18 protein-coding genes are annotated in these 25,666 nt (G+C 74.3%); 16 read left to right on the forward strand and 2 right to left on the reverse strand.

Translation table 11 applies throughout. The annotated features are described in order from the left end of the window. The first annotated feature begins 12 nt into the window (after positions 1-12). The 8 genes from MID12_RS32090 to MID12_RS32125 all read left to right on the forward strand — a co-directional run bounded on the left by MID12_RS32090 (position 13) and on the right by MID12_RS32125 (position 13,841). Positions 13-1,533: an acyltransferase domain-containing protein gene (locus MID12_RS32090; RefSeq protein WP_263163948.1), complete on the forward strand. Its 1,521-nt coding sequence runs from the start codon at positions 13-15 to the stop codon at positions 1,531-1,533. 26 nt (positions 1,534-1,559) lie between these two features. After that, positions 1,560-7,295 (forward strand): SDR family oxidoreductase, encoded by a 5,736-nt coding sequence (locus MID12_RS32095; protein WP_263163946.1) that lies wholly within the window; start codon positions 1,560-1,562, stop codon positions 7,293-7,295. A gap of 44 nt (positions 7,296-7,339) precedes the next feature. After that, positions 7,340-8,929, forward strand: a complete 1,590-nt coding sequence (locus tag MID12_RS32100) for an MFS transporter (protein WP_263163943.1) — start codon at positions 7,340-7,342, stop codon at positions 8,927-8,929. A gap of 115 nt (positions 8,930-9,044) precedes the next feature. Further along, the gene (locus tag MID12_RS32105; RefSeq protein WP_263163940.1) at positions 9,045-9,932 is read left to right on the forward strand and encodes a thioesterase II family protein; all 888 of its coding nucleotides are present in this window, start codon (positions 9,045-9,047) and stop codon (positions 9,930-9,932) included. Between the two features lie 50 nt (positions 9,933-9,982). Next, positions 9,983-10,522, forward strand: a complete 540-nt coding sequence (locus MID12_RS32110) for an NADPH-dependent FMN reductase (protein ID WP_263163937.1) — start codon at positions 9,983-9,985, stop codon at positions 10,520-10,522. Between the two features lie 40 nt (positions 10,523-10,562). Continuing rightward, the gene (locus tag MID12_RS32115; protein WP_263163935.1) at positions 10,563-11,426 is read left to right on the forward strand and encodes an SCO6745 family protein; all 864 of its coding nucleotides are present in this window, start codon (positions 10,563-10,565) and stop codon (positions 11,424-11,426) included. A 275-nt stretch (positions 11,427-11,701) separates the two neighbouring features. Beyond that, complete coding sequence (locus tag MID12_RS32120; protein ID WP_397916254.1) at positions 11,702-12,304, forward strand: SDR family NAD(P)-dependent oxidoreductase; 603 nt, start codon at positions 11,702-11,704, stop codon at positions 12,302-12,304. A 406-nt stretch (positions 12,305-12,710) separates the two neighbouring features. Further along, positions 12,711-13,841: an LLM class flavin-dependent oxidoreductase gene (locus MID12_RS32125; protein WP_263163932.1), complete on the forward strand. Its 1,131-nt coding sequence runs from the start codon at positions 12,711-12,713 to the stop codon at positions 13,839-13,841. Positions 13,842-13,945: 104 nt separating this feature from the next. Here MID12_RS32125 and MID12_RS32130 read toward each other — a convergent pair whose 3' ends face one another. Further along, positions 13,946-15,040 (reverse strand): prephenate dehydrogenase, encoded by a 1,095-nt coding sequence (locus MID12_RS32130; protein ID WP_263163929.1) that lies wholly within the window; start codon positions 15,038-15,040, stop codon positions 13,946-13,948. A 272-nt stretch (positions 15,041-15,312) separates the two neighbouring features. Between MID12_RS32130 and MID12_RS32135 the strand changes: the two genes are divergently transcribed. The 7 genes from MID12_RS32135 (at position 15,313) to MID12_RS32165 (ending at position 23,303) form a co-directional block, all read left to right on the forward strand. Then, positions 15,313-15,840 carry a flavin reductase family protein gene (locus MID12_RS32135; RefSeq protein ID WP_107071249.1) on the forward strand — a complete coding sequence of 176 codons (528 nt, stop codon included), beginning with the start codon at positions 15,313-15,315 and terminating at the stop codon, positions 15,838-15,840. Between the two features lie 44 nt (positions 15,841-15,884). Beyond that, complete coding sequence (locus tag MID12_RS32140) at positions 15,885-17,399, forward strand: FAD-binding oxidoreductase (RefSeq protein ID WP_063778592.1); 1,515 nt, start codon at positions 15,885-15,887, stop codon at positions 17,397-17,399. A 233-nt stretch (positions 17,400-17,632) separates the two neighbouring features. Next, positions 17,633-18,841, forward strand: coding sequence for an acyl-CoA dehydrogenase family protein (locus MID12_RS32145; RefSeq protein WP_040245934.1), 1,209 nt, complete (start codon positions 17,633-17,635; stop codon positions 18,839-18,841). Next, positions 18,838-20,481 carry an AMP-binding protein gene (locus MID12_RS32150; RefSeq protein WP_263163922.1) on the forward strand — a complete coding sequence of 548 codons (1,644 nt, stop codon included), beginning with the start codon at positions 18,838-18,840 and terminating at the stop codon, positions 20,479-20,481. Before MID12_RS32145 ends, MID12_RS32150 begins: the two co-directional genes overlap by 4 nt. Before the next feature lies 1 nt (position 20,482). Beyond that, positions 20,483-20,977 carry a flavin reductase family protein gene (locus tag MID12_RS32155; RefSeq protein ID WP_263163919.1) on the forward strand — a complete coding sequence of 165 codons (495 nt, stop codon included), beginning with the start codon at positions 20,483-20,485 and terminating at the stop codon, positions 20,975-20,977. A gap of 58 nt (positions 20,978-21,035) precedes the next feature. After that, complete coding sequence (locus tag MID12_RS32160) at positions 21,036-22,019, forward strand: LLM class flavin-dependent oxidoreductase (RefSeq protein WP_052481983.1); 984 nt, start codon at positions 21,036-21,038, stop codon at positions 22,017-22,019. Positions 22,020-22,082: 63 nt separating this feature from the next. Beyond that, positions 22,083-23,303 (forward strand): styrene monooxygenase/indole monooxygenase family protein, encoded by a 1,221-nt coding sequence (locus MID12_RS32165; RefSeq protein WP_263163918.1) that lies wholly within the window; start codon positions 22,083-22,085, stop codon positions 23,301-23,303. A gap of 16 nt (positions 23,304-23,319) precedes the next feature. Here MID12_RS32165 and MID12_RS32170 read toward each other — a convergent pair whose 3' ends face one another. After that, entirely contained in the window at positions 23,320-23,940 is a 621-nt protein-coding gene (locus MID12_RS32170; RefSeq protein ID WP_263163915.1) for a TetR/AcrR family transcriptional regulator, read from the reverse strand. Between the two features lie 204 nt (positions 23,941-24,144). On the opposite strand from MID12_RS32170, the gene MID12_RS32175 reads away from it, so the two are divergent. Next, positions 24,145-25,665 carry an MFS transporter gene (locus MID12_RS32175; RefSeq protein ID WP_263163913.1) on the forward strand — a complete coding sequence of 507 codons (1,521 nt, stop codon included), beginning with the start codon at positions 24,145-24,147 and terminating at the stop codon, positions 25,663-25,665. The last annotated feature ends 1 nt before the right edge of the window (position 25,666 follow it).

Consider the following 25,666-nt stretch of genomic DNA (forward strand, 5'->3'; position numbering starts at 1 on the left):
AAGGACACCCCTATGCCGGTCAACTCCGTCTTCCTCCTGCCGGGACAAGGGGGATACACCCCCGCACTGTTCGCCGACACCTTCCCGCGCCACCCCCGGATCAAGGAGATCCTGGACACCGTCGACCGCACCGCCGCCGCCTTCGGCCGGCACCCCGTCAGCACCCTGCTCACCCGCGCCGACGCCCCCACCGCGGCCGACCTCACCCGCCAGGACCCCTTCGCCCTGCAACTGGCCGTCTTCGCCGCCGGAGTCGGCGGCTACCACCTCGCCCAGGAACAGCACGGCACCCCCGACGTCGTGGTCGGCCACAGCATGGGCGAGATCGCCGCCCTCACCGTCGCCGGCGCCTTCACCCTCGCCGACGGCGCCCGCCTCACCGCCCTGCGCGCCCAGGCCCTGGCCGCCCACTGCCCCACCGACGGCGGCCTGCTCGCCCTCGAACTCAACACCACCCGCACCACCCACCTGCTGGGCGCCCTGGCCGAACACACCCTCGCCCTGGCCGTCGTCAACGCCCCCCGCCAAAGCGTCGTCTCCGGCCCCGCCCCCGCCCTGGACACCCTCGCCCGCGCCGCCGCCGCCCTCGACATCCGCACCACCCGCCTCAACGCCCCCTACCCCTTCCACAACCCCCTGCTCCACAGCGCGGCCCAGCACTTCACCGCCGCCCTCACCGACCTGCCCCAACACCCCCTGCGCCTGCGCGTCCACTCCCCGGTCGCCGGCACCTACCTCAACGACACCGACGACCTCAAAGCCCTCCTCGCCCGGCAGCTGACCGCCCCCGTCCACTTCCTCGACACCCTGCGCACCCTGCACGCCGACGGCGCCGAACACTTCACCGAATGCGGCAAGGCCGGCCTCACCGGCCTCGTACGCCGCACCATCCCCCAGACCACCCCCGGCCCCCACCCCACACCCGCACCCACATCCACCCCCGCCTCGGTACCCGCTCCCTCAACCACCCCCGCACCGGCACCCGTTGCCACCCCGACAGCCGCGACCGGCTCCGTCCTCGAAGAGCTGCGGGAGCTGTACGCCGGGGCCCTGGGCTACCCGGTGGAGGTGGTCACCGGTGAGGCGGACCTGGAGGCCGACCTGGGGGTGGATTCGCTGAAGCGGGCGGAGATGCTGGGGAAGGTGGCGGCGCATTTCGGTCTGGGGGAGTCGGCGCGCGATGGCCGGTTCGTGGCCCAGTCCACCCTCGCCGACCTCGCCGCCCTCATCGAAACCACCCCCACCACCACGGCGCCCGCCTCCCTCGCTCCCGCCGCCCCGGTGACCGGTTCGGTCCTCGAAGAGCTGCGGGAGCTGTACGCCGGAGCCCTCGGCTACCCCGTCGAAGTCGTCACCGGTGAGGCGGACCTGGAGGCCGACCTGGGGGTGGATTCGCTGAAGCGGGCGGAGATGCTGGGGAAGGTGGCGGCGCATTTCGGTCTGGGGGAGTCGGCGCGCGATGGCCGGTTCGTGGCCCAGTCCACCCTCGCCGACCTCGCCGCCCTCGTCACCGCGGCCCAGACCGCGCGCTGACCCACCACACGGGAGCCACCACCAGCATGACCCTCACCGGCCGCACCACCCTGCTCACCGGCACCGCCCACCCCCCGGCCGCCGCCGCGGGCAGCCACCTCGCCGCCAGCACCCGCCTGCTGACCAGCGGCCCCCAACACCCCGACGCCGTACGCCGGTTGCTGGCCCAGGCCGCCCCGCACGCCCTGATCACCACCCTCACCGCCGAAACCGCGGCGAGCGAACTGCGCGGCGTCCACGACCGGTTCTTGGCCACGGCACCCCGGGGCGCCGTCCTCGTCCTGTGGTGCGGCCCCGCCACCCGGGCACCGGCCGAGGCAGAACTGCACCGCCTGGCCCCCACCGCCCGGGCCACCGGCACCCGCCTGCACGCCGTCCTCACCCCCGACACCACCGGCGCCGCCCCCGACACCACCGGCGGCGGTTCGGGGCCCGAAGCCGCCGCAACGCCCCGCGCCCTCGCCCAGCTCACCGCCTTCCTCCTCGGCGACACCGCCGCCGCCCTCGACGGCCACCTCCTCACCCTCGCCACACCCGCCCCCGCCTCCGCCTCCGCCCGCGAACCCGCTATGGCCCCGGCCCCGGCCCGTACGCCCGCCCCCGTCTCCCAGCACCCCCAGCACTCCCAGGACCGCGAGGACCACCCGGACCGCGAGGTCCGCGGGGTCCGCGGGGTCCGCGAGAACGCCGAGGGCTCCCAAGCCGCCCTGGACGACGAGGCGATCGTCGTCGTCGGTATGGGACTCGCCGTCCCCGGAGCCAGCACCCCCGAAGAGTTCTGGACCCTGCTGACCGAGGGGGAGCCCGTCTTCGGCGAACCGGGCGAGCGCCTGGACATCGACGCCCTGTTCTCGCCCGATGCCGCCGCGCCGGACAAGACCTACTCCCGCGTCTCCGGCTTCATGACCGGCTTCACCCCCCACCCCCGCCTGAGGGCCGAGATCGCCTCCGGTGCCTTCGACAGCGAGGAGTACACCGCCCTGTGGCTGCGCCACTCGCTGCTCGCCGCCACCGAACACGTCACCACCCGCCCCGGCGACCGCCACCTGCTCGCCCTGGGCCTGACCCCCGACGGCAGCCAGCACCTCGAACAGAGCCTGATCACCTCCAGTGTCCGCGCCCACCTCACCGGCGCCGGACACCCCGTCCCCGACACCCTGGACACCCACTACCCCCTGGGCCGGGGCCCCGCCGCCGACGTCCTGCCCCACCGCATCGCCCGCGCCGCCGCCCACGATCTGCCGCCCACCACCGAGATCGTCGTCGTCGACACCGCCTGCTCCTCCTCCCTCTACACCATCGACCTCGGCGTACGGGCCCTGCGCGCGGGCGAGGCGGACATCGCCCTGTGCGGCGGCGCCTTCGCGTTGAGCGCGCAGAATCTGGTGCTCTTCTCCAAGCTGCGCGGACTGTCCCGCTCCGGACGGGTGCGCGCCCTGGACCGTGACGCGGACGGTGTCCTGTTCAGCGACAGCGCCGCCACCCTCGTCCTGAAGACCCGTGCCCGTGCCCGCGCCGACGGCGACACCGTGCACGGCTACATCGCCGGTTTCGGCGGTTCCTCCGACGGCCGCGGCAAGGCCATCTACGCCCCCAACGCCGCCGGGCAGCAACTGGCCCTGCACCGCGCCCGGGCCGCCGCCCGCCTGAGCGCCGAGGACGTGGACTGGATCGTCGCCCACTCCACCGGAACCCCGGCGGGCGACCGTACCGAGATGACCGCGCTCACCCGCAGCGCGGGGTCCGGCAAGACCTGGACCATGACGTCCAACAAGTCACTGGTCGGCCACTGCGGTTGGGCGGCCGGAGCGGTCTCGGCGATCCATGCCCTGCTCGCCCTGCGCCACGAGAGGATCCCCGCCCAGCGGCAGTTCAGCCGCCTGCCCGAGGACCTCGGCGGCGCCGTCGAGGTCCCCACCACCGATCTGCCCTGGCCGGCCGGAGAGCGCCGCCGCACCGTCGGCGTCTCCGCCATGGGCTTCGGCGGCACCAACGGCCACCTCCTGCTCAGCGACCACCCGCCCGCGCCCACCGACCCCGCCGACCCCATCGCGCCCACCGATCCCACCGACCTCGCCGATCCCGCCGGTGCCGCCGGTGCCGTCGATGCTGCCGATCCTGTGGTGGTGACCGCCTGGGCCACCCATCTGCCCGGCGACCCCGGCCCCGCCCTGCTGGGCGACTGGCGGCCCGGCACCACTCCCGCCTGGCCGCTGTCCTTCGGCGAGGACTACCCGCTGCCCGAACCCCTCGAAGCCCGCCTCGCGCCGTCCGCGATCGCCGCGATGGACCGCAGCCAGCTCATGGCCCTGCGCTGCGCCGACCGCCTGGCCTCGCCCTGGACCAAGGACCCCGCCCTGGCCGCCCGCACCGGTGTCCTGGTCGGCCACAGCGGGCCCACCCGCTCGGCCCGCGACCACGCCCTGCGCTACAGCCTGCACGAGCTCACCCGCAAGGTCACCGGACCGGCCGGGATCCCCGCCGAGGTCCTCACCGGCGCGGTCGAGGCCACCAGCCGGCCCATCAACGAGGACGTCTATCCCGGCCTGATGCCCAACATCATCGCCGCCCGCGTGGTCCAGCGCCTGGACCTGCACGGCCCCAACATGACCCTGGACGCCGGGCGCGACTCCACCACCTCCGCGCTGGCCACCGCTCTTCGCTACCTGCGCGACGGCGAACTCGACCTCGCCCTGGTCCTCGGCGTCAACGCCACCACCGACCCCGCACCGGGGGACGGCGGCGCACCCGTCGCCGAGGCGGCCGTCGGCTTCACCCTCACCCGGCGCAGCCTCGCCCGCGCCCACGGCATGGACATCCTCGCCGAACTCGCCCTCGCCCCCGCCGAGACGACCCCCCGGCCCGCCGCTGCACCCGCTCCGGCCCGTGACCACCGCGGCGCCGAGAGCGCCCTCGCCCTCCTGCACGCCCTGCACACCCCCGCCCCCACCGTCCTGCACCCCCAGGAAGACCCCCACACCCCCACCCTCCTGCTCACCCCCACCCCCACCGGCGCCCCCACGTCCACCGCCCCGGACCCCCGCACCACCACCAACACCCACACGAGCACGGACCCGGACCCGTTCACGAGTACGGACACGTTCACGGGCCCGGACGCGACCACCCACCCGGGCCCGGCTACGGACGCGCCCGCGACCACGGGCACAGAAACCCACCCGGACACCCGCACGGGCACGGGCCCGGAAGCAACCCCGACCCCGGCCGCGACTGCGGCCCCCGACGAGGACAACCCGCTGCACGGGCACCTCGCCCGCCACACCCTCACCCTGCGCCCCCTGCCGGCCACCCCCGTACGCCCGCCCCGTCCCGCGCTGCCCCCGGGTGTGGTGCTGCTCACCGACGACCCCCGCGTCCTCGAAGGTGTCGAGCTGCCCGCCGAGGGGCTGATCGCCACCCCCCGCTCGACCCCCGCGCCCGCCGGCGGCGACCGTGTTCTGCCGCTGCCCGTCGCCCGCCTGGCCCCCGAGGAACTGACCGGCCTGCTGGCCGCCCGCCCCGTATCCGGGCCCGCGGACATCCGTGTCGTCCTCGCACCCCCGGCCGGTGCACCCGAGCAGGTTCCCGCGCACGTACTGGACCTGCACGACCTCGCCTTCACCGCCGCCCAGGCCCGCGCCGGGCGGCTGGAGGACGGCGGCAGCTACGCCGTCCTCGCCCTGGGCGCCCTGACGGGGCATCTGCCCGCGCCGCGGGCGGGCCTGTTCAGCGGCCTGGTCCGCAGCCTCGCCCAGGAACTTCCCGGCTGCCTCGTCTACGCCCTGCTCACCGACACCACCGACACCTCGGCCGCTCTCGCCCTGCTCGCCGAGGAGTCCGCCGCCCGCCGCCAGCTGCCCGTCGCCCACCACAGCGGGGGAGTGCGCCTGGAGTACGTCCTGCTGCCCGTCGAGGAGCCCGCCCCCGGCGAGTCGCTCGACCTGCCCGACGATCCGGTCCTGCTGGCCACCGGCGGAGCGCGCGGGCTGACCGCCCATCTCGTCCACGAGCTGCTCACCCACCGCGCCCCCCACGCCGTGTGGCTGCTGGGCACCGGCCCGCACCCCGATCCGCAGGACGCCGAGGGCGAACTGCCGCCGCGCCCGCAGGTCCTGCGGGAACTGATGGCCCGTCACCCCGGTGAGAGTCCCGCCCTGCTCAGCCGGCGCTACGACCAGCTCGAACAGCGCCGTGAACGCGCCCGTACCCTCGCCGAGCTGGAGCGCCTGTGCGGAGTGGGCCGGGTCCACTACCGCCAGTGCGATGTCCTGGACGAGGCGGCCGTGCACACGACGGTCGGGCAGATCCTTCAGGCCGAGGGCCGTATCGACATCGTCGTGCACGGCGCGGGCTTGGCACGCTCGGCGAGCCTTGCCCGCAAGAAACTCGCCGACCTGCGCACCGTGCGCGACATCAAGGTCCGCGGCTACGCCCACCTCAAGGCCGCCCTCGACGGCCACCGCCCCGCCCTGTGGTGCAGCATCAGCTCCGTGTCCGCGTTCACCGGGCTGCGCGGCGAGGCCGACTACGGCGCCGCCAACGAATTCCTCCTGCTGGCCGCCGCCCACGCCCGCCACAGGCGCCGCGACGACGAGGTCGCCCTCGCCTCCGGCCTGTGGACCGAGTCCGGGATGGCCGCGGCCACCACCCCCGGCGGCGCCTTCCTCGCCCGCCAGGGCGAGATCGGCCAGCTGACCGACGCCCAGGGCCGCGCCTTCTTCCGCACCGAACTACGCGGCCGCGGCAGCCACGGGCTGGCCACCACCTGGCTCGGCGAGGCCGACTGGAACACCCTCGAACGCGGCGCCCCCCACTTCCGTACCCTGTGCCGCACCCTCGCCGCCCGCGCCCCCGAACCGCGCCGCCGACCGGCCCTCCCCTCGGGTGCCTTCCTCAGCGGACCGCCCCACCGGCCCGATGCCGCTTCCGGCAGTTGGACCTTCGAGGTCCGCCTCGACGCGCACCCCTACCTCCGGGACCACCTCGTCGACGGCCGCCCCACGATCCCCGGCACCTTCATCCTCGAAATAGCCGCCGAGGCCGCCCTCGCCCTCGCCCCTGGCCTGCGCCCCGCCCGCATCACCGACGTGGTCCTGTCCCACTTCATCCGCGCCGCCCACCACCGCTGGCCGCGCACCCTGACCGCCCGGGCCACCCGCGACGGCGACACCGTCCACGTACGCGTCCTCACCCCCGCCGCCGGGCCGGTCCCGGAGCGTGAGCACACCCGGATGACGATCCACCTGGCCCGCACCCTCACCCCGGGCCCCTGGTGCCCGCCGGCCGGACCCGGCACCGAGGCCCCCAACACCTACGAACTGCCCGGCAGCCCGGTCGCGTTGAGCGGCGTCTTCGCCTCCCTGCGCGCGCCGCGGCTCCAGAGCGACGGCGGATCGGCCCACTTCCTGCCCGCCTTCACGCAACACGAGCGCCCCTTCGAGGAGTTCGTCCTGCCCAGCACCGCCCTGGACTGCCTGCTGCGCACCTGCGTACTCGACGGCCGCCGCCCCGGCGGCGACCTGCCCGTCATCGTCCCCACCGCGCTGGCCGCCATCGACCTGCACACCCCCGCCAACGACCTCGAACTCGCCCGGCGCTGGCCCGGCGGACTGGCGCTGCGCCACTGGTACGAGGAGGGCACCGGCGAGGAGAACTGCGCCCTCCTGGACCCCGAGGGGCGCGCCCTGCTGCGCGTCACCGGCATCACCGGCGCCGTCCGCGGCCGCTACCGGCCCCGTACCCGCACCTGGCAGCCCACCTCGTGAGCCGCCCCGTCCCCACCCGACCCACACCCCCTAAGGAGAGCAAGATGCCGGCCGAAGCCACCGTCGCGTCGACCCCGACGGACCTGGCCCCCGACAAGGCGGCAGGCACCGCCCGCCCCTGGACCCTGGCCCTGGCCTGCGTGGCGATGTTCATGCTCATGCTGGACGTCACCGTCGTCAACGTCGCCCTGCAGGACCTGCGCACCTCCCTGGACGCCGGCTTCGCCGGTCTCCAGTGGGTCATCGACTCCTACACCCTCACCCTGGCCGCCTTCCTTTTGACCGGCGGTTCGCTGGCGGACCGGCTGGGCCGCAAGCGCGTCTTCCTGGCCGGTCTCGTCCTGTTCACGCTCTCCTCGCTGGCCGCGGGCCTGGCCCAGGACGTCCTGACCCTCAACATCGCCCGCGGTGTCCAGGGCGCCGGCGCGGCGCTGCTGTTCTCCGTGGGGCCGGCGCTGATCGGCCACGAGTTCCGCGGCGCCGACCGCGGCAAGGCCTTCGGCCTCTTCGGCGCCATCGCGGGTCTGGCCCTGGCGCTGGGCCCCCTGGTCGGCGGTCTGCTCACCGACAGCCTCAGCTGGCGCTGGATCTTCCTGGTCAACGTGCCCATCGGTGTCCTCGCCCTGGTCGCCGGGCTGCTGCGCCTGCGGGAGTCCCGCGAGCCCTCCGCGCACCGCGTCGACTGGGCGGGCATGACCGCCTTCGGCCTCGGTCTCGCCCTGATCGTCCTGGGCTTTCTGCGCGGTGAGGCCGACGGCTGGACCAGCGCCCCGATCCTGGCCGCCTTCGCCGCGGGCCTCATCCTGCTGGCCGCGTTCGTCCTGGTCGAAAAGCGCCTGGGGGAGCGGGCCATGTTCGACCTGACGCTGCTGCGCAACCCCACCTTCACCGCCGTCTGCTGCGCCACCCTGCTGTCGAACGCGACCAGCCTGGCCGCGGTGTTCCTGCAGATCTCCTACGTGCAAAACGTCCTGGGCTACTCGCCCTGGGACACCGGACTGCGCTTCATGCCGATGATGATCACTCTCTTCGTCGTCTCCGCGATCACCGGCGGCCTCCTCGCCAAGGTCTCACCGGGCCTGCTCATCGGCCTGTCCATCGGCCTGATCGCCCTCGGCATGGGCCTGATGGTCCTGGTCGACGCGGACAGCTCCTGGACCGCGATGCTCCCGAGCATGATCGTCACCGGTGTCGGCATGGGCCTGTTCAACCCGCCGCGCGCCGCGGTCACCATCGGTGTGGTCCGCCCGGAGAAGGCCGGTATGGCCTCGGGCATGGGGGAGACCTTTCAGCAGGTCGGTGTCGCCGTCGGGGTCGCCGCCTTCGGCGCCCTCTTCCACCACAAGGCCGTCGACGCCTTCACCGCCACCGACGCGGGCGGGGCGCTGGGCGCCGGCGCCCACGAGGTCGGCCGGTCCGTCGCCACCGGCGGCACCTCCGCCCTCGGCGACACGGTCGCCCCCGGGCGCCTGGAAGCGGTCACCGAGGCCGCCCGCACCGCCTTCGTCGACTCCCTGTCCGACGTCATGGTGCTGTGCGCCCTGTTCGCCGCCGTCGGCGCCGCCATCGCCTTCGTCGGGATCCGCCGCCGCGACCTCCACGAAAGCGCCCAGGCCCCCGACCCCGCCAACTGACCCCTCGTACGCGCCGAGAAGGAGGGAGCCCGACCGTGCAGCACCCCGTGCACGCGGCCACCCCCGGCACACCCGGCCGCCCCCCGGCCGGGCACCCGCCGCACGGGGGCACCCGATGACCGCACCCCACCACCCCACACCCGCCCCCGCCGCCGCACCCGGGGCGGGCTCGGGCGCGGGCGCGGGGGTGGGGGTGGTCCGGCGGCCCCTGACCCACGGCGCCCTCACCCTCCCGCGCCCCAACCCCGGCGCCGCCGTCCGCCTCTTCTGCTTCCACCACGCCGGCGGCTCCCACCTGCTGTACCGGGGCTGGGAGGCGCACTTCCCCGCCGACTGGGAACTGTGCCTCCTGGACGCCCCCGGCCGCGGCAGCCTCCTGGGCGAGCCGCCCCTGGACAGCGGCGCCCGCCTCGTCGACTTCTTCCACACCCAGCTCACCGCCTGGACCGACCGGCCCTACGCCCTGTTCGGCCACAGCATGGGCGCCCTGATCGCCTACGAACTCACCCGCCGCCTCGTGCGGGAGGGCCGCCGCCCGCCCCTGTGGACCGGACTGTCCTCCTGCGGCGCCCCCACCCCCCGCAGCCCACGCACCCCGGGCCGCCACGAGTTCACCGACCCCCAACTGCGCGACTGGCTGCGCACCCTGGGCGCCACCCCCGACGAAGTCCTCGACGACCCCTGGCTCTGGCAGACGTTCGCGCCCGTCTTCCGCAGCGACTTCGCCCTCGTCGACACCTGGCACACCGCCCCCGAGACCGCGCCGCTGCCCGTTGCCCTGTCCGCCTTCGGCGGCACCGAGGACACCCTCGTCCCCCGCGCCCGCCTGGCCGCCTGGGCCCGGCACACCCGGCGCCTGCACGGCCCGCACATGTACAGCGGCGGCCACTTCTACCTCCGCCGCCACCACCGCTCACTGGCCCGCCGCATCACCGAGGCCGTCACCGCCGCCCGCCCAACTCCCGCTGGCAGCACGCCTGCTGACGTAGCATCACCAAGTTGACCACCCGCCCCCGCACACCCCGCCCGCACCCCAAGGCAGGAACCACCCGCATGAAATTCCTCGCGTTCTCCGGCAGCCTGCGAAAGGCCTCCCTCAACACCGCGGTGGTGCGCACCGCCCAGCGGCTGTGCCCGCCCGGGACCGCCCTGGAGGTCTACGACCGCCTCGGGCTGCTGCCCTACTTCAACCAGGACGTCGAAAGCGTCCAGCCCCCCGCCGAGGTCCTCGACTTCCGCGCCCGCCTGGCGGCCGCCGACGCCGTCCTCATCTCCAGCCCCGAATACGCCCACGGCACCTCCGGCGTCCTCAAGAACGCCCTCGAATGGGTCGTCGGCGGCGGCGAACTCGTCGACAAACCCACCGCCGTGGTCACCGCCTCCCCCTCCATGACCGGCGGCGACCGCGCCCAGGCCTGGGTCAAGGAGACCCTGGAGGTCATGGGCGCGCGCGTCCTGCCCGAGTCGCTGCCCATCGCGCTGGCCACCGTCAAGATCCGCGACGGCCAGGTCACCGACGAGTCCACCCTCGGCGACCTGCGCGAGGTCATCGAAGCCCTCGCCCGCGCGGTCAAGGAACAGCAGCAGGCCTGACCCTCCCCGCCCCTCTCCTCGACCAAGGCCCGCCACCACCATGACGACCGTCACCCCACGCGAGGCCCGGCGCTGCTACAACGCCCACCACCCCGTCCACGCCGCCTACTACTTCGCCCCCGAACACGACGCGCACTACGCCCGACTGGGCCTGGCCCCCGGCCCCATGGCCTACCTCGCCGGCCGGGCTGCACCCCTGGGCCCCTGCACCCCGGGCGTGGTCAGCGCCGCCTTCTACACCTTCCACCCCGCACTCGTCGCCCGCCTGCTGCCCCAGGCCTGGCGGGCCGCGTCCCCCGAGCGCATCCTGCGCACCCGGCTGGACATCGTGGACGCCTGCCTCACCCGCCTCCTGGGCCCGCAGGCCGTGCGCTCCGCGGAGATGGCCGAAGCCGCCGAACTGGCCCTCGCCGCCGCCGAGGCCTGCGCGCACCCGGGCCGCCCGCTGGCCACCGCCAACGCCGACCTGCCCACCCCCGCCCCCGCGCACCTGGCCCTGTGGCACGCCACCACCCTGCTGCGCGAACACCGGGGAGCCGGCCACATCAGCGCCCTGATGTCGGCCGAACTCGACGGCCTCGAAGCCCTGGTCACCCACACCGCGACCGGCACCAGCTGGCGCCCCGCCTTCCTGCAGCGCACCCGCGGCTGGTCCGTCCAGGAGTGGGCCGACGCCCGCGCCCGCCTGTGCGAAAAGGGGCTGCTGGGAGCCGACGGCGACCTCACCGACCGGGGTACCGAACTGCGCCGCGCCCTCGAGGCGGACACCGACCGCCTGGACGCCGCCCCCTACCGGCACCTCGGCCCCGCCAGGACCGCCCGGCTCACCGAACTGGCCACCGCCTTCACCAAGGTGGTCCTGGCCGGCGGCGGCATGCCCCTGCGCGACATCGGCCGCACCTGACCCCTACCCGCCCCACTCCTTACTCCTGCGCGGGGCGGGCCGCCGGACCGCACGCCCCTGCTCCACCGTCCCCTGCTCCACCGTCCCTTGCTTTGCCGGCCCGCCTGCTGTGCGGTGTCCCTCCTTCGTATGGTTCCCCGCGCCGCGGCGGGCCGCAGCGGACGGCGGGCGGGGCCGGGCCGATACGCTCCGGCAGGTAAGCGTCGCAATCAGCAAGGGAGTTGCCGGTGCCGGCAGCGGTGGTGGTAGGAGCAGGGCCGGGGATCGGCAGGTCCGTGGCCGAACGGTTCGCGCGTGAGGGGCTGTCCGTCGCGGTGATCGCCCGCCGCGAGGAGACGGTGCGGCAGGTGGCGGCGGACATCGGCCGGGCGGGCCGCAAGGTGCTGGCGCTGACCGCCGACAGCACCGACGAGGACGCGCTGCGCTCCGCCCTGGACCGGGCCGAGAGCGAACTCGGCCCGCCCGACGCGGTCGTCTACAACGCCGCCCTGATCCGCCCCGACGTCCCCGGCGAGTACGGTTCGCGGCATCAGCTGGACGCCTGGGCCGTCAACGTGGTCGGCGCGTTGAGCACCGCCGCGCACGTGGCGCCGGGCATGGCCGCCCGCGGACACGGCTCGCTGCTGATCACCGGCGGCATGCCCCGCCCCGACCCCGCCTACTTCAGCCTCACCCTCGGCAAATACGGCGTACGCACCCTGGTGGAACTCCTGGACGCCCACTACGGGCCCGCGGGTGTCCACGTCGCCTCGGTGACCGTGCCCGGCCGGGTCGCCCCCGGCACCGCCTGCGACCCGGACGACATCGCCGAGCACTACTGGCGCCTGCACACCCAGCCCGAGGACAGCTGGCAACACGAGATCGTCCACGGCACCTGACACCCGCGGCACCCCAAGCCCTGCGCCCAAGCCCCCGCGCCCGGGCCCCGCGCCGGGTCCCCGCCGTGGGGGATCCCGCTCCCGCGAGAGAGTCCGCTTCCGCGGGGGAGTCCGGCGCGGGCGGGGCGGCCGTCCCCCGCAGGGCGGCCGGTCCGCGCAGCGCCTCTTCCCGCCCTTCGTCGCGGGCGCCTGTATCCCGCAAGTGCCGTGCTCCTCGGCCAACTTCACCCCCGCCGCGCCGCCCCCGCCCGAGCGGTCCGCTGCCGGGCGGGAGCCCTTCCCGTGCCCTCTTGCAGGGCAAACCGCGAAGAGGCCCGGGACCGGCAGGCCGCCGCACCTCTCACATCCGGCCACCGGGGCGGGGAGCGGCGGAATAACCGTGCGGGCCGCCGCCGCTGGCGAGGGCATGACTGAGCCGATCATCGATCCCGTCCGAGGCGAGGCCCACGGAAGGGCGCCCGTACCGCTGTCCCTTCTCGACCTGGTCAGCGTGGGGGAGGGATACACGGCCCGGGACGCCCTGGAGGCCTCCCGGCGCCTGGCCGAACTGGCCGATACGCGGGGATTCTTACGTTACTGGGTGGCCGAGCACCACTCCATGCCGGGCATCTCCAGCAGCAGCCCTTCCGTGATCCTCGCGCATCTGGCGGCCCACACGAGCAGACTGCGGCTGGGCTCGGGCGGCGTGATGCTGCCCAACCACGCCCCGCTGGTGGTCGCCGAGCAGTTCGGCACCCTGGAGGCGCTCGCGCCCGGACGTATCGACCTGGGCCTGGGACGGGCCCCCGGTACCGACGGGGCCACCGCGGCGGCCCTGCGCCGGGGCCGCGGCGGGCAGGGCGGCGCCGAGGACTTCCCGGCCGAGGTGGGCGAACTGCTGCACTTCCTGCGCGACGACTTCCCCGAGCGGCACCCTTACGGGGGCATCCACGCGGTGCCCGGTCCCGTGCAGGGGGTTGTGGGGCAGCCGCAGGTGTGGCTGCTGGGTTCGTCGGGGTTCTCCGCCCGTCTCGCCGGGCAGTTGGGGCTGCCGTTCGCCTTCGCGCATCACTTCGCCGCCCGCAACACTCTTCCCGCGCTGGAGGAGTACCGCCGCCACTTCCGTCCCTCACCGGCTCTGGCGGAGCCGTATGTCGTCCTGGGTGTCTTCGCCTTCGCCGGTCGCAGCACCGAGGAGGCGTACCGGCAGGCCCTGACCGGGGCGCTGGCGACGGTGCGGCTGCGCAGCGGCCGTCCGGGGCTGGTTCCGGCCCCGGAGGTCGCGGCTGCGCACGATTTCACCGAGCAGGAGAAGGCGGTCCTCGGCGACTGGCTCGACAACGCGCTGTACGGGACGGCGGACGAGGTCACGGCGGGTCTGGACGCCCTGCAAAAGCGCACCGGCGCGGACGAGTTGATGCTGGCGATGAACTCGCACACCCCCGAATTCCGTGTGCGTTCCTATGAGTTGATCGCGGATGCCTACGCCCTGCCGACCGCCCCCGCCCCCGCGGACGGGGACGGGGAGCGTGAGGTGCGGGAGGGCAGCCCGCTCTGAGGCGTTGCGGGACGCCGTCGCCGCGAGACGGCCGACGGCGTCCCGCGCCTTCCCGAAACGACACGGCCCGTCCCTGCACGGCCGGGGCCGGGGGTGTCCGTCGGTCAGGGTGTGGCGGGTTCCACGGAGACCTGCCAGCCGCTGTCGGTGAGGCGTCTGCGTACGTGCGGGGCGGCGAGCGGGGCGGTGGCCAGGCGGGCGGACAGGCGGGAGGAGGTCTGCGACCAGCGCAGGCGGATGGAATCCGTGCCGATGCCGGATTCCCGGGCGGCGCTGACCAGCCGGTCCACTTCCCCCAGCCGGTCCGCGAGGGGGATCGACAGTGTCACCTGCCCCGAGGTGTTCTCGGGTTCGTGTACGGACTCCCAGCCGGTGCGGCCCTGGGAGAGCAGTGCGCCGATCGCCTCGCGGGCGTCGTCGGTGCCGGGGCCGTGGACCTCCAGTTCCTGCAGGGCGCGGGCGAGCGCCTCCAGGTCCTTCGCCAGTTCGCCGAGGACCTCCGCGATGGCCGGTGCGTTCGAGGCGACGATGTCGGTCCACAGGGCCCGGTCGCCGCCGGCGATCCGGATGACGTCCCGCAGTCCCTGCCCGGCCAGCGCGAGCGACTCGCGGGGCGCGCCCGTGAGCCGGGCCGCCATCAGGACGGCCACCAGGTGGGGTGCGTGCGAGACCAGGGCCACCGCCCGGTCGTGGGCCCGCGGTTCCATCACCACCGGGACGGCCCCGCACAACGACACGGTGGCCAGGACCCTGTTGAGCGCGGCGCGTGAGGTCTCGGTGCCCGGGGTGAGCACCCATGCCCGCCCCTCGAACAGATCGGCGCTGGCGGCCAGCGGCCCCGAGCACTGGCTGCCGGCCATGGGGTGCCCTCCCACGTAACTGGGCCGGTGCGGTGCACTGCGCGCGACGGCCTGTGCCGTGGCGGACTTCACGCTCGCCACGTCCGTGTAGGCCTGCGCCAGTCCTTGGTGCTGCTGTTCCGCGAGGACCTGGGCGATACGGGCCGGCGGTACGGCCAGGACGGCCAGGTCGACCGGCTCCTGGGGGCGGCCGCAGATGCCGGCCCCGCGTGCGGCGGCGACCCGGGCCGCCGATTCGTCGGCGTCCATCACATGCACCCGCACCCCGCGGCGGCTCAGCGCGAGGCCTACCGAGGTGCCGATGAGTCCGGTTCCCACCACTGCCGCAGTACGGATCACAGGGGTCCCCCCTTCCTCCGTGCCCTGCTCACCTGGTGTGAGCGGGCGGTTGTCAGGACCAGCGCAGTGTGGCCGCAAACGGTCGGCCGGTATCGCCCAGGCGCGCACCGCGTGTACCGGATCCGCGCATCTCGTGCGTACGCAAACGCGACAGTGCGCGTGCGCGGGGACGGCACTGCGCCCGGGCCCGCTCTCCTAGCGTGCTTTTCACCGAGAGCCGAGGGGCAGCCCGCACCGCGTGGTGCCGGCTGCCCGATGCCAGAGGAGGAGCCGTGGAACTCGATCTGCGTACGGTGATGCGGCACTTCGCCACCGGCGTCGGTGTGGTGAGCACCTGGGCGCCCGATCCGGGGGCGCCCGGCGGGCGGCGCCATGACGCCATCACCGTCAACTCGCTGATCCCGGTGTCCTTCGCGCCTCCGCTGGTGGCGCTGTTCCTGCGCCACGGATCGGTCTTCCTGGACGATCTGCTGGCATCGCGCCGCTGGGGGCTGTCCATCCTGGCCGCGGGCGGGCAGGACACCGCCCAGCTGCTCGCCCGCCCGCGGCCCAGCAGGCAGGAGGTCCTCACCGCCCTGCCCGCGGCGCCGGGGGAGCACACCGGGGCCCTGCTCTTCGAGGGCCCGGGCTGGATGGAGTGCGCGCTCGCCGACTCCTTCACCGTCGGCGACCACCTGATGGTGGTCGGCACCGTCCTTGCCACCGGGGTACGCGCCCGGCAGGACCCGCTGGTCTTCCTGCACGGCTCCATGACCTCCGCCGGCGCCGCGCGCGGCCCGCAGACCACCACCGCTTCGTGACGTCCCCTCACGTCCGCCCCACCGCCTGTTCAGGGAGGCCCTCCATGCCCGAGCTGTCCGCTGCCGCCGGCGGCCTTGACGCACTCGTCCCGCCCGGATCCGCCGCGCAGGGCGAGGCGTTGGAGGCGGCGCGCCGCCTTCTGGGCCCGCAGCGGGTGCGCCTTGCCGCCGACGCGCAGGACCCGGGCCTGCTGCTGGGGCCCAACGCGAGTCTTTTCCGCTCCCGGCGGGTGGCCGCCGTGCTGCGGCCGGCCACCGCCGAGCAGGTGCCGGCTCTGGTGGAGCTCTTCTCGCGCAGCACCGAGTCCGGCAGCCTCCATGTGATCAGCACCGGCCGCAACTGGGGCCTGGGTTCCCGGGAACCGGCACAGGACGATGTGGTGGTCCTGGATCTGGGCGATCTCGACCAGGTGCGGGAGCTGGACGTGGACGCGGGCTGGGCCGTCGTGGAGCCCGGGGTCACCCAGGGGCATCTGTCCCGGCTGTTGGCGCACACGCCGCGGATGGCCAATGTCACCGTCTCGGCCGCCGCCACCAGCATCGTGGGCAACGCGCTCGACCGCGGAGTCGCCCTGCGCGGCCAGCGCACCGAGGACCTGGTGGGCCTGGAGGTGGTGCTGCCCGGCGGGGAGTGCGTCAGGGTGGGCTGGTGGCCCTCCGGCGACCGCACGGCGCCGGTGTATCCGCACGGTCTGGGCCCCTCGACGCTGCCGCTGTTCGTGCAGTCGAACCTCGCGGTGGTCACCGCCGCCGCGATCCGGCTGCCCGCCCGGCCCGAGGCGCTGCGGGTGGTCCGTTTGAGCTTTCCGCCCGCGGTCCTCGCCGAGGCGACCGACGCCGTACGCCGCCTGGTCGCCCAGGGGCTGACCCGGGGCGTCCCGCGGATCTTCGACGCGGCGGCCGGCCGCGCCTACGGCGGCGCCGAAGGCGAGTACCTGGTGCATCTGCCCGTCGACGGCACCGCCGAGTCGGTGGAGGCGCTCACGAAGATCCTGACGGCGGAGGCGCACCGCGCCCAGGTGTTCACCGCGGTCTGCGACAGCGACGCCACCGACGCGGCCGCTGCCCACCACGAGGTGGCCCGGCTCGTGGAGCGCGGCTACGCCGGGGATCCCGACCTGGCGGACACCGTCTTTCGTACCAAGATGGGGGTGAGCGCGGACAAGGTCGACTCCGAGGCGGGCTTCGCGTTCTTCCTGCCGCTGATCCCCTTCAGCGGCAAGGCCGTCGCCAAGGCGAGCGGGCTGCTCAAAGACGTGGTCGACGCCACCGGGGTGCGCCTGTCCGCGACGCTGCATCTGCTCAGCGGCGACCTCATCGACTGCGTGGTGGCGATGAAGTTCCCCCGCCACGGCGAGGCCGCCGCCCGTGCCCACCGCGCACTGGACCTCCTCCACCGTTCCTTCGCCGAGGCCGGGTTCCCGCCCTACCGGCTGGACATCGACCACGCCGACCGGCGCGATGCCACCGCCTGCGATCCGGGAGCCGTCGCCCTGACCCGGCGACTGAAGGCCGTACTCGACCCCAACGGCGCCCTCGCGCCGGGGCGTTACCGCTAGGGGGCGCCGTCACCGTCCCGCACGGCGCCCGCGGCGCCCGGCACGCCCTCTCGCCCACCGGACAAAGGCCCGAGCAGCTTCCGCTACGAGAGCCCCGCCCGGCGCTTCCCCGAGCTCTTCGAGCAGGGGGGGGACCCCGGCGAGCACGCGCCGAACACCGCGGACCCCACACAGGACGGGGAGGACACCCCCCCCAGACCGCCACCGCACACGAGCAGGACGGGAACTTGCCGATGGTCACCTCAGACACCACCCTTGCCCACCACACCGCCGCCCCGCCGACCACGGCGGACGGACTCCTGCGCAGAGCCGAGGACCTCGTCGCGGTCCTGCGCGCCGCCTCCGACGACATCGAACAGGCCCGCCGCCTGCCCACCGCGGTGGTCGACCAGATGCGCGCGGCGGGCATCTTCCGCATGGGCGTACCGGCCGAGCGGGGCGGCCCCGGCCTCGACTCCGTCCAGCAGACGCAGGTGGTGGAGATCCTCGCCCGCGGGGACGCCTCCGCCGCCTGGTGCGCCATGATCGGCATGGACACCCCGCTGTACGCGCAGTTCCTGCCCGAGTCCGTGGCCCGCCAGGAGCTGAGCGATCCGGACACGGTCACCGCCGGGCTGATCCTGCCGCTGGGCCGGGCCGAGCGGGTGCCCGGCGGCTACCGGGTCACCGGGCGCTGGCAGTTCGGCAGCGGCATCACGCACGCCGACTGGGTGGTGGCGGGCTGCCTGGTCCACCGCGACGGGGAGCCCGAGCCCGGCCCGCCGGGAGCCCCGGGCAACTGGCGCATCATGATCGCGCGCCGCGGCGAGTTCGAGGTCCTCGACACCTGGCACACCACCGGCCTCGCCGGCAGCGGCAGCAACGACTACCGGGCCCAGGACCTGTTCGTGCCCGAGGAGCATTCGTTCAGCCTGGGCGCCCCCCGTGTCAAGGGTCCCCATGCGACACCGGAGGCGATCTTGCGGAACATGCCCGGTGTGCCGCTGGGTGTGGCCCGGGCCGCCCTGGACCACGTACGCGAGAGGGCCGCCGGCCGTATCGACCGTACGACCGGTACGCCCTGGCCGGAGACCTACCGGGTGCAGATGGCCGTCGCGGAGTGCGAGATGGAGCTGGGCGCGGCCCGGCATTCCGTCTACGGCAGTCTGCGCCGCCAGGCCCGCCTGCTCCAGGCGGGCGCCGAGCTGAGTCCCGATGAGCGGGTGGACACCGTCCTGGCGCGGGTCAACTCCTTTCGGGTGGCACGCTCGGTGGTCACCCGCCTGTACGACCTGATGGCGACCACGGCCGTCTACCGCCCCTCGCCCCTGGACCGCTGGCTGCGCGATCTGACCACGATGCGCCAGCATGTGATCGCCCAGGACCAGATCCTGCAGTCCGCGGGCGCCTTCCTGCTCGGCGGCACCCCCCACAACCCGTTCAGCCTGGGGATCGTGGCGTGAACGGCACCGATCCCGCAGGAGAGCGCGCGGGTGCGGGGTCGGAGGGTCTCGCGGTCCTTCACGGCCCCGCGCTGGGCGCCCTGCCCGTCGACACCCTGCCCCAGGCGCTGCGACGCGCCGCCCGCACCCCGCACGGCATGGTCCTCCTGGACGCCGAGGGCAGGCCTGCCGCCCGCTCCTACGCCGAGCTCCACGAGGACGCCTTGCGGGCGCTGGCCGCGCTGGACGCCGCCGGAGTGCCCCCCGGCGCCCGCGTCGTCCTGCAAACCGGGCGCAGTGCCGACCTGCTCACCGCGTTCTGGGCGTGCGTGCTGGGCGGCATGGTCCCCCTGCCGGTGCCTCACGACGGCGGCCGGGCCGCCCTTGTGGAGGCCGCCGACGCGGTGGGGCGGGGGTGGCTGCTGGGCGACACCGTCCACGAACCGCCGCCGTCGTTGCACCGGCTCGGCCCGGTGACCCTCCTGCCCGGGCGGGCGCGGCCGGTGACCGTGTCCGCGGACCGGCTCGCGCTGCTCTCCCTGACCTCGGGCAGCGGGGGCCGGCCCAAGGCCGTCGCGCTGACCCACCGCCAGGTCCTCAGCCGCGCGCACGCCACCGCCCTGGCCCGCGGCCTCGACGGCGCCACCCGGAGCCTGAACTGGATGCCGCTGCACCACATCAGCGGCATCGTCATGTTCCACGTACGGGATGTGTTCCTGGGCTGCCACCAGGTGCACGCCGACACCGCCTGGGTACGCGCCGACCCGCTGCGCTGGCTGGACGTGGCCGAGGCCGAGCGCATCGACACCACCTGGGCGCCCAACCACGCCTTCTCGCTGGTCGTCGAGGCCCTGGAGCAGCAGGGGGCGGGCCGCTCGTGGGATCTGAGCCGTCTGCGCTATCTCATGAACGGCGGCCAGGCGGTCAAGGACCGCACCGCCCGCCGCTTCTTGGCGGCCCTCGCCCCGCACGGTCTGCCGCCCGCCTGCGTGCATCCCGGCTGGGGCATGCCGGAGACCGCCTCCGGCGTCGTCGACAGCGTGTTCACCTGCGGTGAGGGGCCGCCGCGCCGCCATGTGCCGGTGGGCGTGCCGCATCCGGGGGTGTCCGTGCGGGTCGTCGACGAGGACGAGCGCCCGCTTGCGGCGGGCACGGTGGGCCGCCTCCAGGTCCGGGGGGCGCCGGTGGCCGACACCTACGTCCAGGGCGGCGGTTTGCTGCCCGTGCCCCGGAGCGGGGACGGCTGGCTGGTCACCGACGACCTGGCCTTCGTCGCGGGCGGCGAGCTGACCGTGACCGGCCGCGCCGACGGCCTCATCGAGGTGAACGGCGCCTGCTTCCACGGCCACGAGATCGAGGAGGCCGTCGAGGAACTGCCCTGGGTGCGGCCGTCGTTCACCGTCGCCTGCGCGGGAGCCGACGGCCCCGGCGACGGATCGGTGGCGGTCTTCTTCTGCCCCCGCCCCGGAGTGCCGCCGCGCCGAGCCGAGGCGGCGGTGCGCGAGCAGGTCGGGCTGCGCTTCGGCGCCGCGCACGTCCACGCCGAGGCGCTGGCGGAGCACGAGCTGCCCCGCACGGCCACCGGCAAGCTCCGCCGGTCGGTACTGACCGCCCGGCTCGTCACGGCCCGCGAGCGCGGGCACCGCGAACGAAAGGCCTGAGGTGTCCCTCGACCTGAGCGCGACGATGCGTACCTTCGCCACCGGCATCTGCGTCGTGACCACCTTCGAAGAAGAACAGGAAGGCGGCCGGCGTGATGACGCCGTCGCCGTCAGCTCCTTCGTCTCCGTGTCCCTGCAACCCCCGCTGGTGTCCCTGGCGCTGCGCCGCGACAGCGACATCCTCCCCACCCTGCTCGCCACCGGCGTATGGGCGGTGTCGATCCTGGACGTGGCCGGCGTCGACCTCGCCGAGGCCCTGGACGGCGACCGGCAGGACCGCGCCCGCGCCCTGTCGACCTGCACCGCCTCGCCCGGCCCCCTGACCGGGGCGCTGGTCCTGGACGCCCCGGGATGGCTGGAGTGCACCCTGCACGACCACCACGACACCGGCGACCACACCGTCGTCATCGGCGAGGTCCTCGCCACCGGCGGCCGGCGCCGGCGGCCCCCGGTGGTCCGCGTCAACGGCGCCCTGCTGGCCCTGTCCGAAGCATGAACCCCCCGCCCGCGCGGCCGCATATCCGCACCCCGCAGTCGAACTCCCAGGAGGAGCAGTGAAATTCGGCATCTGGCTCGACTTCCGCAACCCCCCGCGCTGGCGGCAGCCGTGGCGGGCCGTGTACGAGGAGACCCTCGCGATGGCCACCGGCGCCGAGGAGCTGGGCTTCGAATCCGTGTGGCTGTCCGAACACCATCTGACCGACGACGGCTACCTGCCCTCCCTGCTGCCCGCGCTCACCGCGATCGCCGCCCGCACCAGCCGTATCCGCCTGGGGACCGCCATGCTCCTGGCGAGCCTGACGCACCCGCTGCGGCTGGCCGAGGACGCGGCGGTCGCCGACCTGCTGTCCGGCGGCCGGCTCGAACTGGGCCTGGCACCCGGCTACCGGGACAAGGAGTTCGAGGCCCTGGGCGTCGAGCGCGCCCAGCGCGGCGCCCGCACCGAGGAGACCGTGGAGATCCTGCGCCGCGCCTGGAGGGGAGAGCCCTTCTCCTTCGAGGGCGAGCACTTCCGCGTCGACGACGTCCTCGTCACCCCGGTGCCCGAGCAGGCGCCGCCCGTGTGGATCGGCGGCGGTAGCAGGGCCGCCGCGCTGCGCGCGGGCCGCCACGGACTGCGGTTCCTGCCCGACCTGGGCACCGACCCGCAGATCCTCGACCTCTACCGCACCACCCTGGCCGCACACGGCCACGACCCCGCCCGGTTCGGCGTGACCGCCATCGTGACCCCCGGCGTCTACGTGTGCGAGGACGCCGAGGAGGGCTGGCAGGAGGTCAAGGAGCACTACTGGTACCTGCTGAACAAGTTCCAGGAGTGGTTCGGCCTGCCCGGGCTGCCCTCCGCCGACGACCTGCCGCGCGAACTCTTCCTCGTCGGGCCGCCCGACCACATCGCCGAGCAGCTGCGCGAGCGCGTCAAGCCGCTGGGCGACGTCGAACGCGTCATCTTCTTCGGCCGGGCCCCCGGCCTGCCCGCCGAGAAGGCCCGCAGGTCACTGCGGCTGTTCGCCGAACACGTCATCCCCCAGTTCGGGTGAGGCCCGGCGCCCACGGCGCCCCACCACCGCCCTTGCGCACATCCGAACCCGCGAAGGAGCACCATGCACGACATCGCCATCGTCGGCGCAGGCATCTCGGGCCTGCACCTGGCCCTGCGGCTGCAGCAGGCGGGAGTGGGCACGACCCTCTACGCCGAACGCAGCGCCGAGGAGATCGCCGCGGGGCGCCCGCTGAGCCTTCCCGTGCGCTTCGGCGCCACCCGCCGCCGCGAACAGGAACTGGGCGTCGCGCACTGGGACACCGCCGACCACCACACCCACGGGGTGAACTTCGTGGCGCCCGGCGAACCCGGCATCCACTTCTTCGGCCGCCTCGACGCCCCCGCCAGCGGCATCGACCTGCGCCTGTACCTGCCCCGCCTGATCGCCGACTACCTCCAGCGCGGCGGCCGCCTGCGGATCATGACCCCCGACGCCGCCGGGATCGACCGCATCTCCCACGACCACGACCTGGTCGTCGTCGCCAGCGGCCGCACCGCCTCCACCGGCCTGTTCCCCCGCGACGCCGCCCGCTCCCCCTACACCCGGCCCCAGCGCGTGCTGACCGCCGGCCTCTTCCACGGCATCGCCCCCACCGACCCGGGCTGGATCCACTTCCAGGCCGGCGAGGCGGGGGAGATCTTCTCCACCCGCATCCTGACCGCCGACGGGCCCGTGCACGGCATGGTCGTCGAGGCCCTGCCCGGCGGCCCCCTGGAACAACTCGCCGCCCACGACCACGCCGCGGACCCGGCCGGCTTCGTCAAGACCCTGCTGTCCCTGGTCGCCGAGCACGCGCCGCAGCTGCGCGAGCGCATCAGCGAGGGCGAGTTCGCCATCGCCCGCCCCGGCGATGTCATCCAGGGCGGCATCACCCCCACGGTCCGCCGCTCCTGGACCACCCTCCCCTCGGGCCGCCTCGCACTGGCCCTCGGGGACGCCTGGGTCGTCAACGACCCGCTGACCGGGCAGGGCGCCAACCTCGGCTCGGCCTGCGCCTTCGAACTGGCCGGGCTCATCGCCGCCGGCGGCCCCTACGACACCGCGTTCGCCGAGCGCGCCGCGCAGCGGCTGTGGCAGGCGGCCGAGCCGGTCGTGGCCTGGTCCAACCTCAACATCGGCCCGCCGGTGGAGCAGTTGGGCGCCCTGTTCACCACCGCCACCGCCGACCAGCGGGTCGCCGACGCCTTCGTCGCCAACTTCGACGACCCGGCGGCGATGTGGCAGGCCATCAAGTCCCCCGAGGCCGCGCAGTCCTGGCTGGCCCGGGTCACCTCCGCCTGACGGGCTAGCCCGCGCCTCACCCGGCCGGAAAGAGGCCGGCGGGCGCGGCCTGCCACAGGGTCATCGCCATGTCCACCAGATCGTGCAGCTGCGCGCGCGGCATGCCGTCGCGCGCCTGCAGCGACAGCCCGTTGAGGAAGGCGGTGTAGAAAGCGGCGATACGGTCCGTGTCCGCGCCCTCGGCCAACTCCCCGGCCCCGGCCGCGGTGTCCAGACGCGCCTTGAGGGTGGTCTTGGTGCGGGCACGGCACCGCATCGCGAAGTCGCGCACCGACTCGTGGTCGGCGGTGCAGTTGGTCGCCGCGAGCACGATCATGCAGCCGCGGGGCTTGCCCTCGGACGTGAACCGGTCGACGCTCTCGTGCAGGAACGCCGCGATCGCCTCCCGCGCGGTGGGGGCCGCCTCCAGCAACTGCTGCGAGGCCTGGGCCTCGGTGCGCTCGTAGAGCCCGACGGCCTCGCGGAAGAGGTGCTCCTTGTTCGTGAACGCGGCATACAGACTCGGCGGGTTGACCCCCATAGCGGCACTGAGGTCGTTGGTCGACGTGGTCTCGTAACCGCGCTCCCAGAAGACCAGCATGGCCGTGTGGAGGGCCGCGTCGCGATCGAAGCCGCGGGGACGTCCGGTGCGGGCCACATGACCTCCTTGACGGCGCGTCAGCCGGTCGATAACTTCTTATGTAGAGGCTACTACAGAAGGCGTGTCGCCCCACTCTGCCCGCAAAGGCCGAGGGGCGACCCATTCGTCCTGCCCTCAACTCTACCGTCGGCCCGCGCTCCTGCCCTCCCGCTGTGCGGGCCACTGCCGCACGGCGCCCCGACCCGGAAGGAACACTTGCTCATGGCTATCGCGGACGACGTCCCCCAGGACGGCGCCTCACCCGCCAAGGGCGGACCCCCCGCCCCCGTGCGATGGGGACTGCGGGAATGGGCGATGCTGCTGGTGGTGTGCGGCGCGTTCTCCCTGGACGCACTCGACAACATCATGGTCGGAATCGCCACACCCCAGATCAAGGACGAGTTCGACATGAGCACCTCCGCCGCCCAATGGGTGGTCAGTGCCTACGTCCTCGGCTTCGGCGGATTCCTGCTGCTGGGCGGCCGGATGTCCGACCTCCTCGGCAAACGCCGCGTCTTCCTCGTCGGCCTCACCGTCCTCGCAGCCGGCTCCCTCGCCGGCGGCCTGGCCACCGACGGACTCATGGTCATCATCAGCAGACTGGTGATGGGCATCGGCGCCGCACTGACCGCACCCTCCGCCCTGTCCATCGTCGTCGGCAACTTCCCCGAAGGCCCCCAGCGCAACCGCGCCATCGGCATCTACACCGCCTGCGGCGCCGTCGGCTACTCCATCGGCGTCGTCGTCGGCGGAGCCCTCACCCAGGCCAGCTGGCGCTGGACCTTCATGCTCTCCGTCCCCGTCGCGATCGCCGCCCTGATCGGCGCCCTCCTCCTCGTCCCCAAGGACCAGCCCCACGACGGCACCAAACGCCACTACGACAGCGCCGGCGCCGTCACCGTCACCGCCGCCATGCTCCTGCTGGTCTACGGCATCGTCCAAGCACCCTCCGAAGGCTGGCTCTCCGCACCCACCCTCGGCGTCTTCGCCGCCGCCGCCCTGCTCCTCGCCGCCTTCGCCCTCATCGAGGCCCGCGCCCCCCAGCCCCTGCTGCGCCTGGGCCTGCTGCGCAACAAGTCCCTGGTGGGAGCCAGCCTCATCGCCGCCGCCATCCTCGGCACCTACATGAGCTACCAGTTCGTCGGCAGCCTCTACCTCCAGTCCTACCGCGGCTGGTCACCCATGGAGATGGCCGTCGCCTTCCTGCCGATCGGCCTCATGATCTTCACCTTCGCACCCCGCGCCGGAAACTGGCTCGGCCGCACCGGACTGCGCTGGCCCGTCTTCGGCGGCATGCTCGCCTACGCCGTCGCCTTCCTGCTCTTCCTCCGCCTAGGCGAAGGCTCCTCGTACTGGACGATGATCCTGCCCAGCATGCTGCTCATCGGCATCGGCTTCCCCTTCGCCTTCACCGCGGCCAACGTGCAGGCCACCACCGGCGTCGACGAATCCGAACAAGGCCTCGCCGCGGGCATCCTGCAGACCGGCTACCAGGTCGGCGCCGCCGTCGTCCTGGCCGTGGTCACCGTCCGCATGGGCGACGCGGACGCCTCCTCCGAACCCGCCAGGGCCCTGACCGGCTACCACCACGGCACCTGGGTCATCGTCGCCATCGCCGCCGCCTCCGCCCTCGCGGTGGCCATCGCCGCCGGCGCCGCCCGCCTGCGCACCGGCACCACACCCCCCACCACACCCGGCACCACCCCCGACGGACAGCCCGCCGAACAGGCCACCGCCTCCTGAC

Source organism: Streptomyces sp. SCSIO ZS0520 (assembly GCF_025643355.1).
Classification (GTDB): domain Bacteria; phylum Actinomycetota; class Actinomycetes; order Streptomycetales; family Streptomycetaceae; genus Streptomyces; species Streptomyces physcomitrii.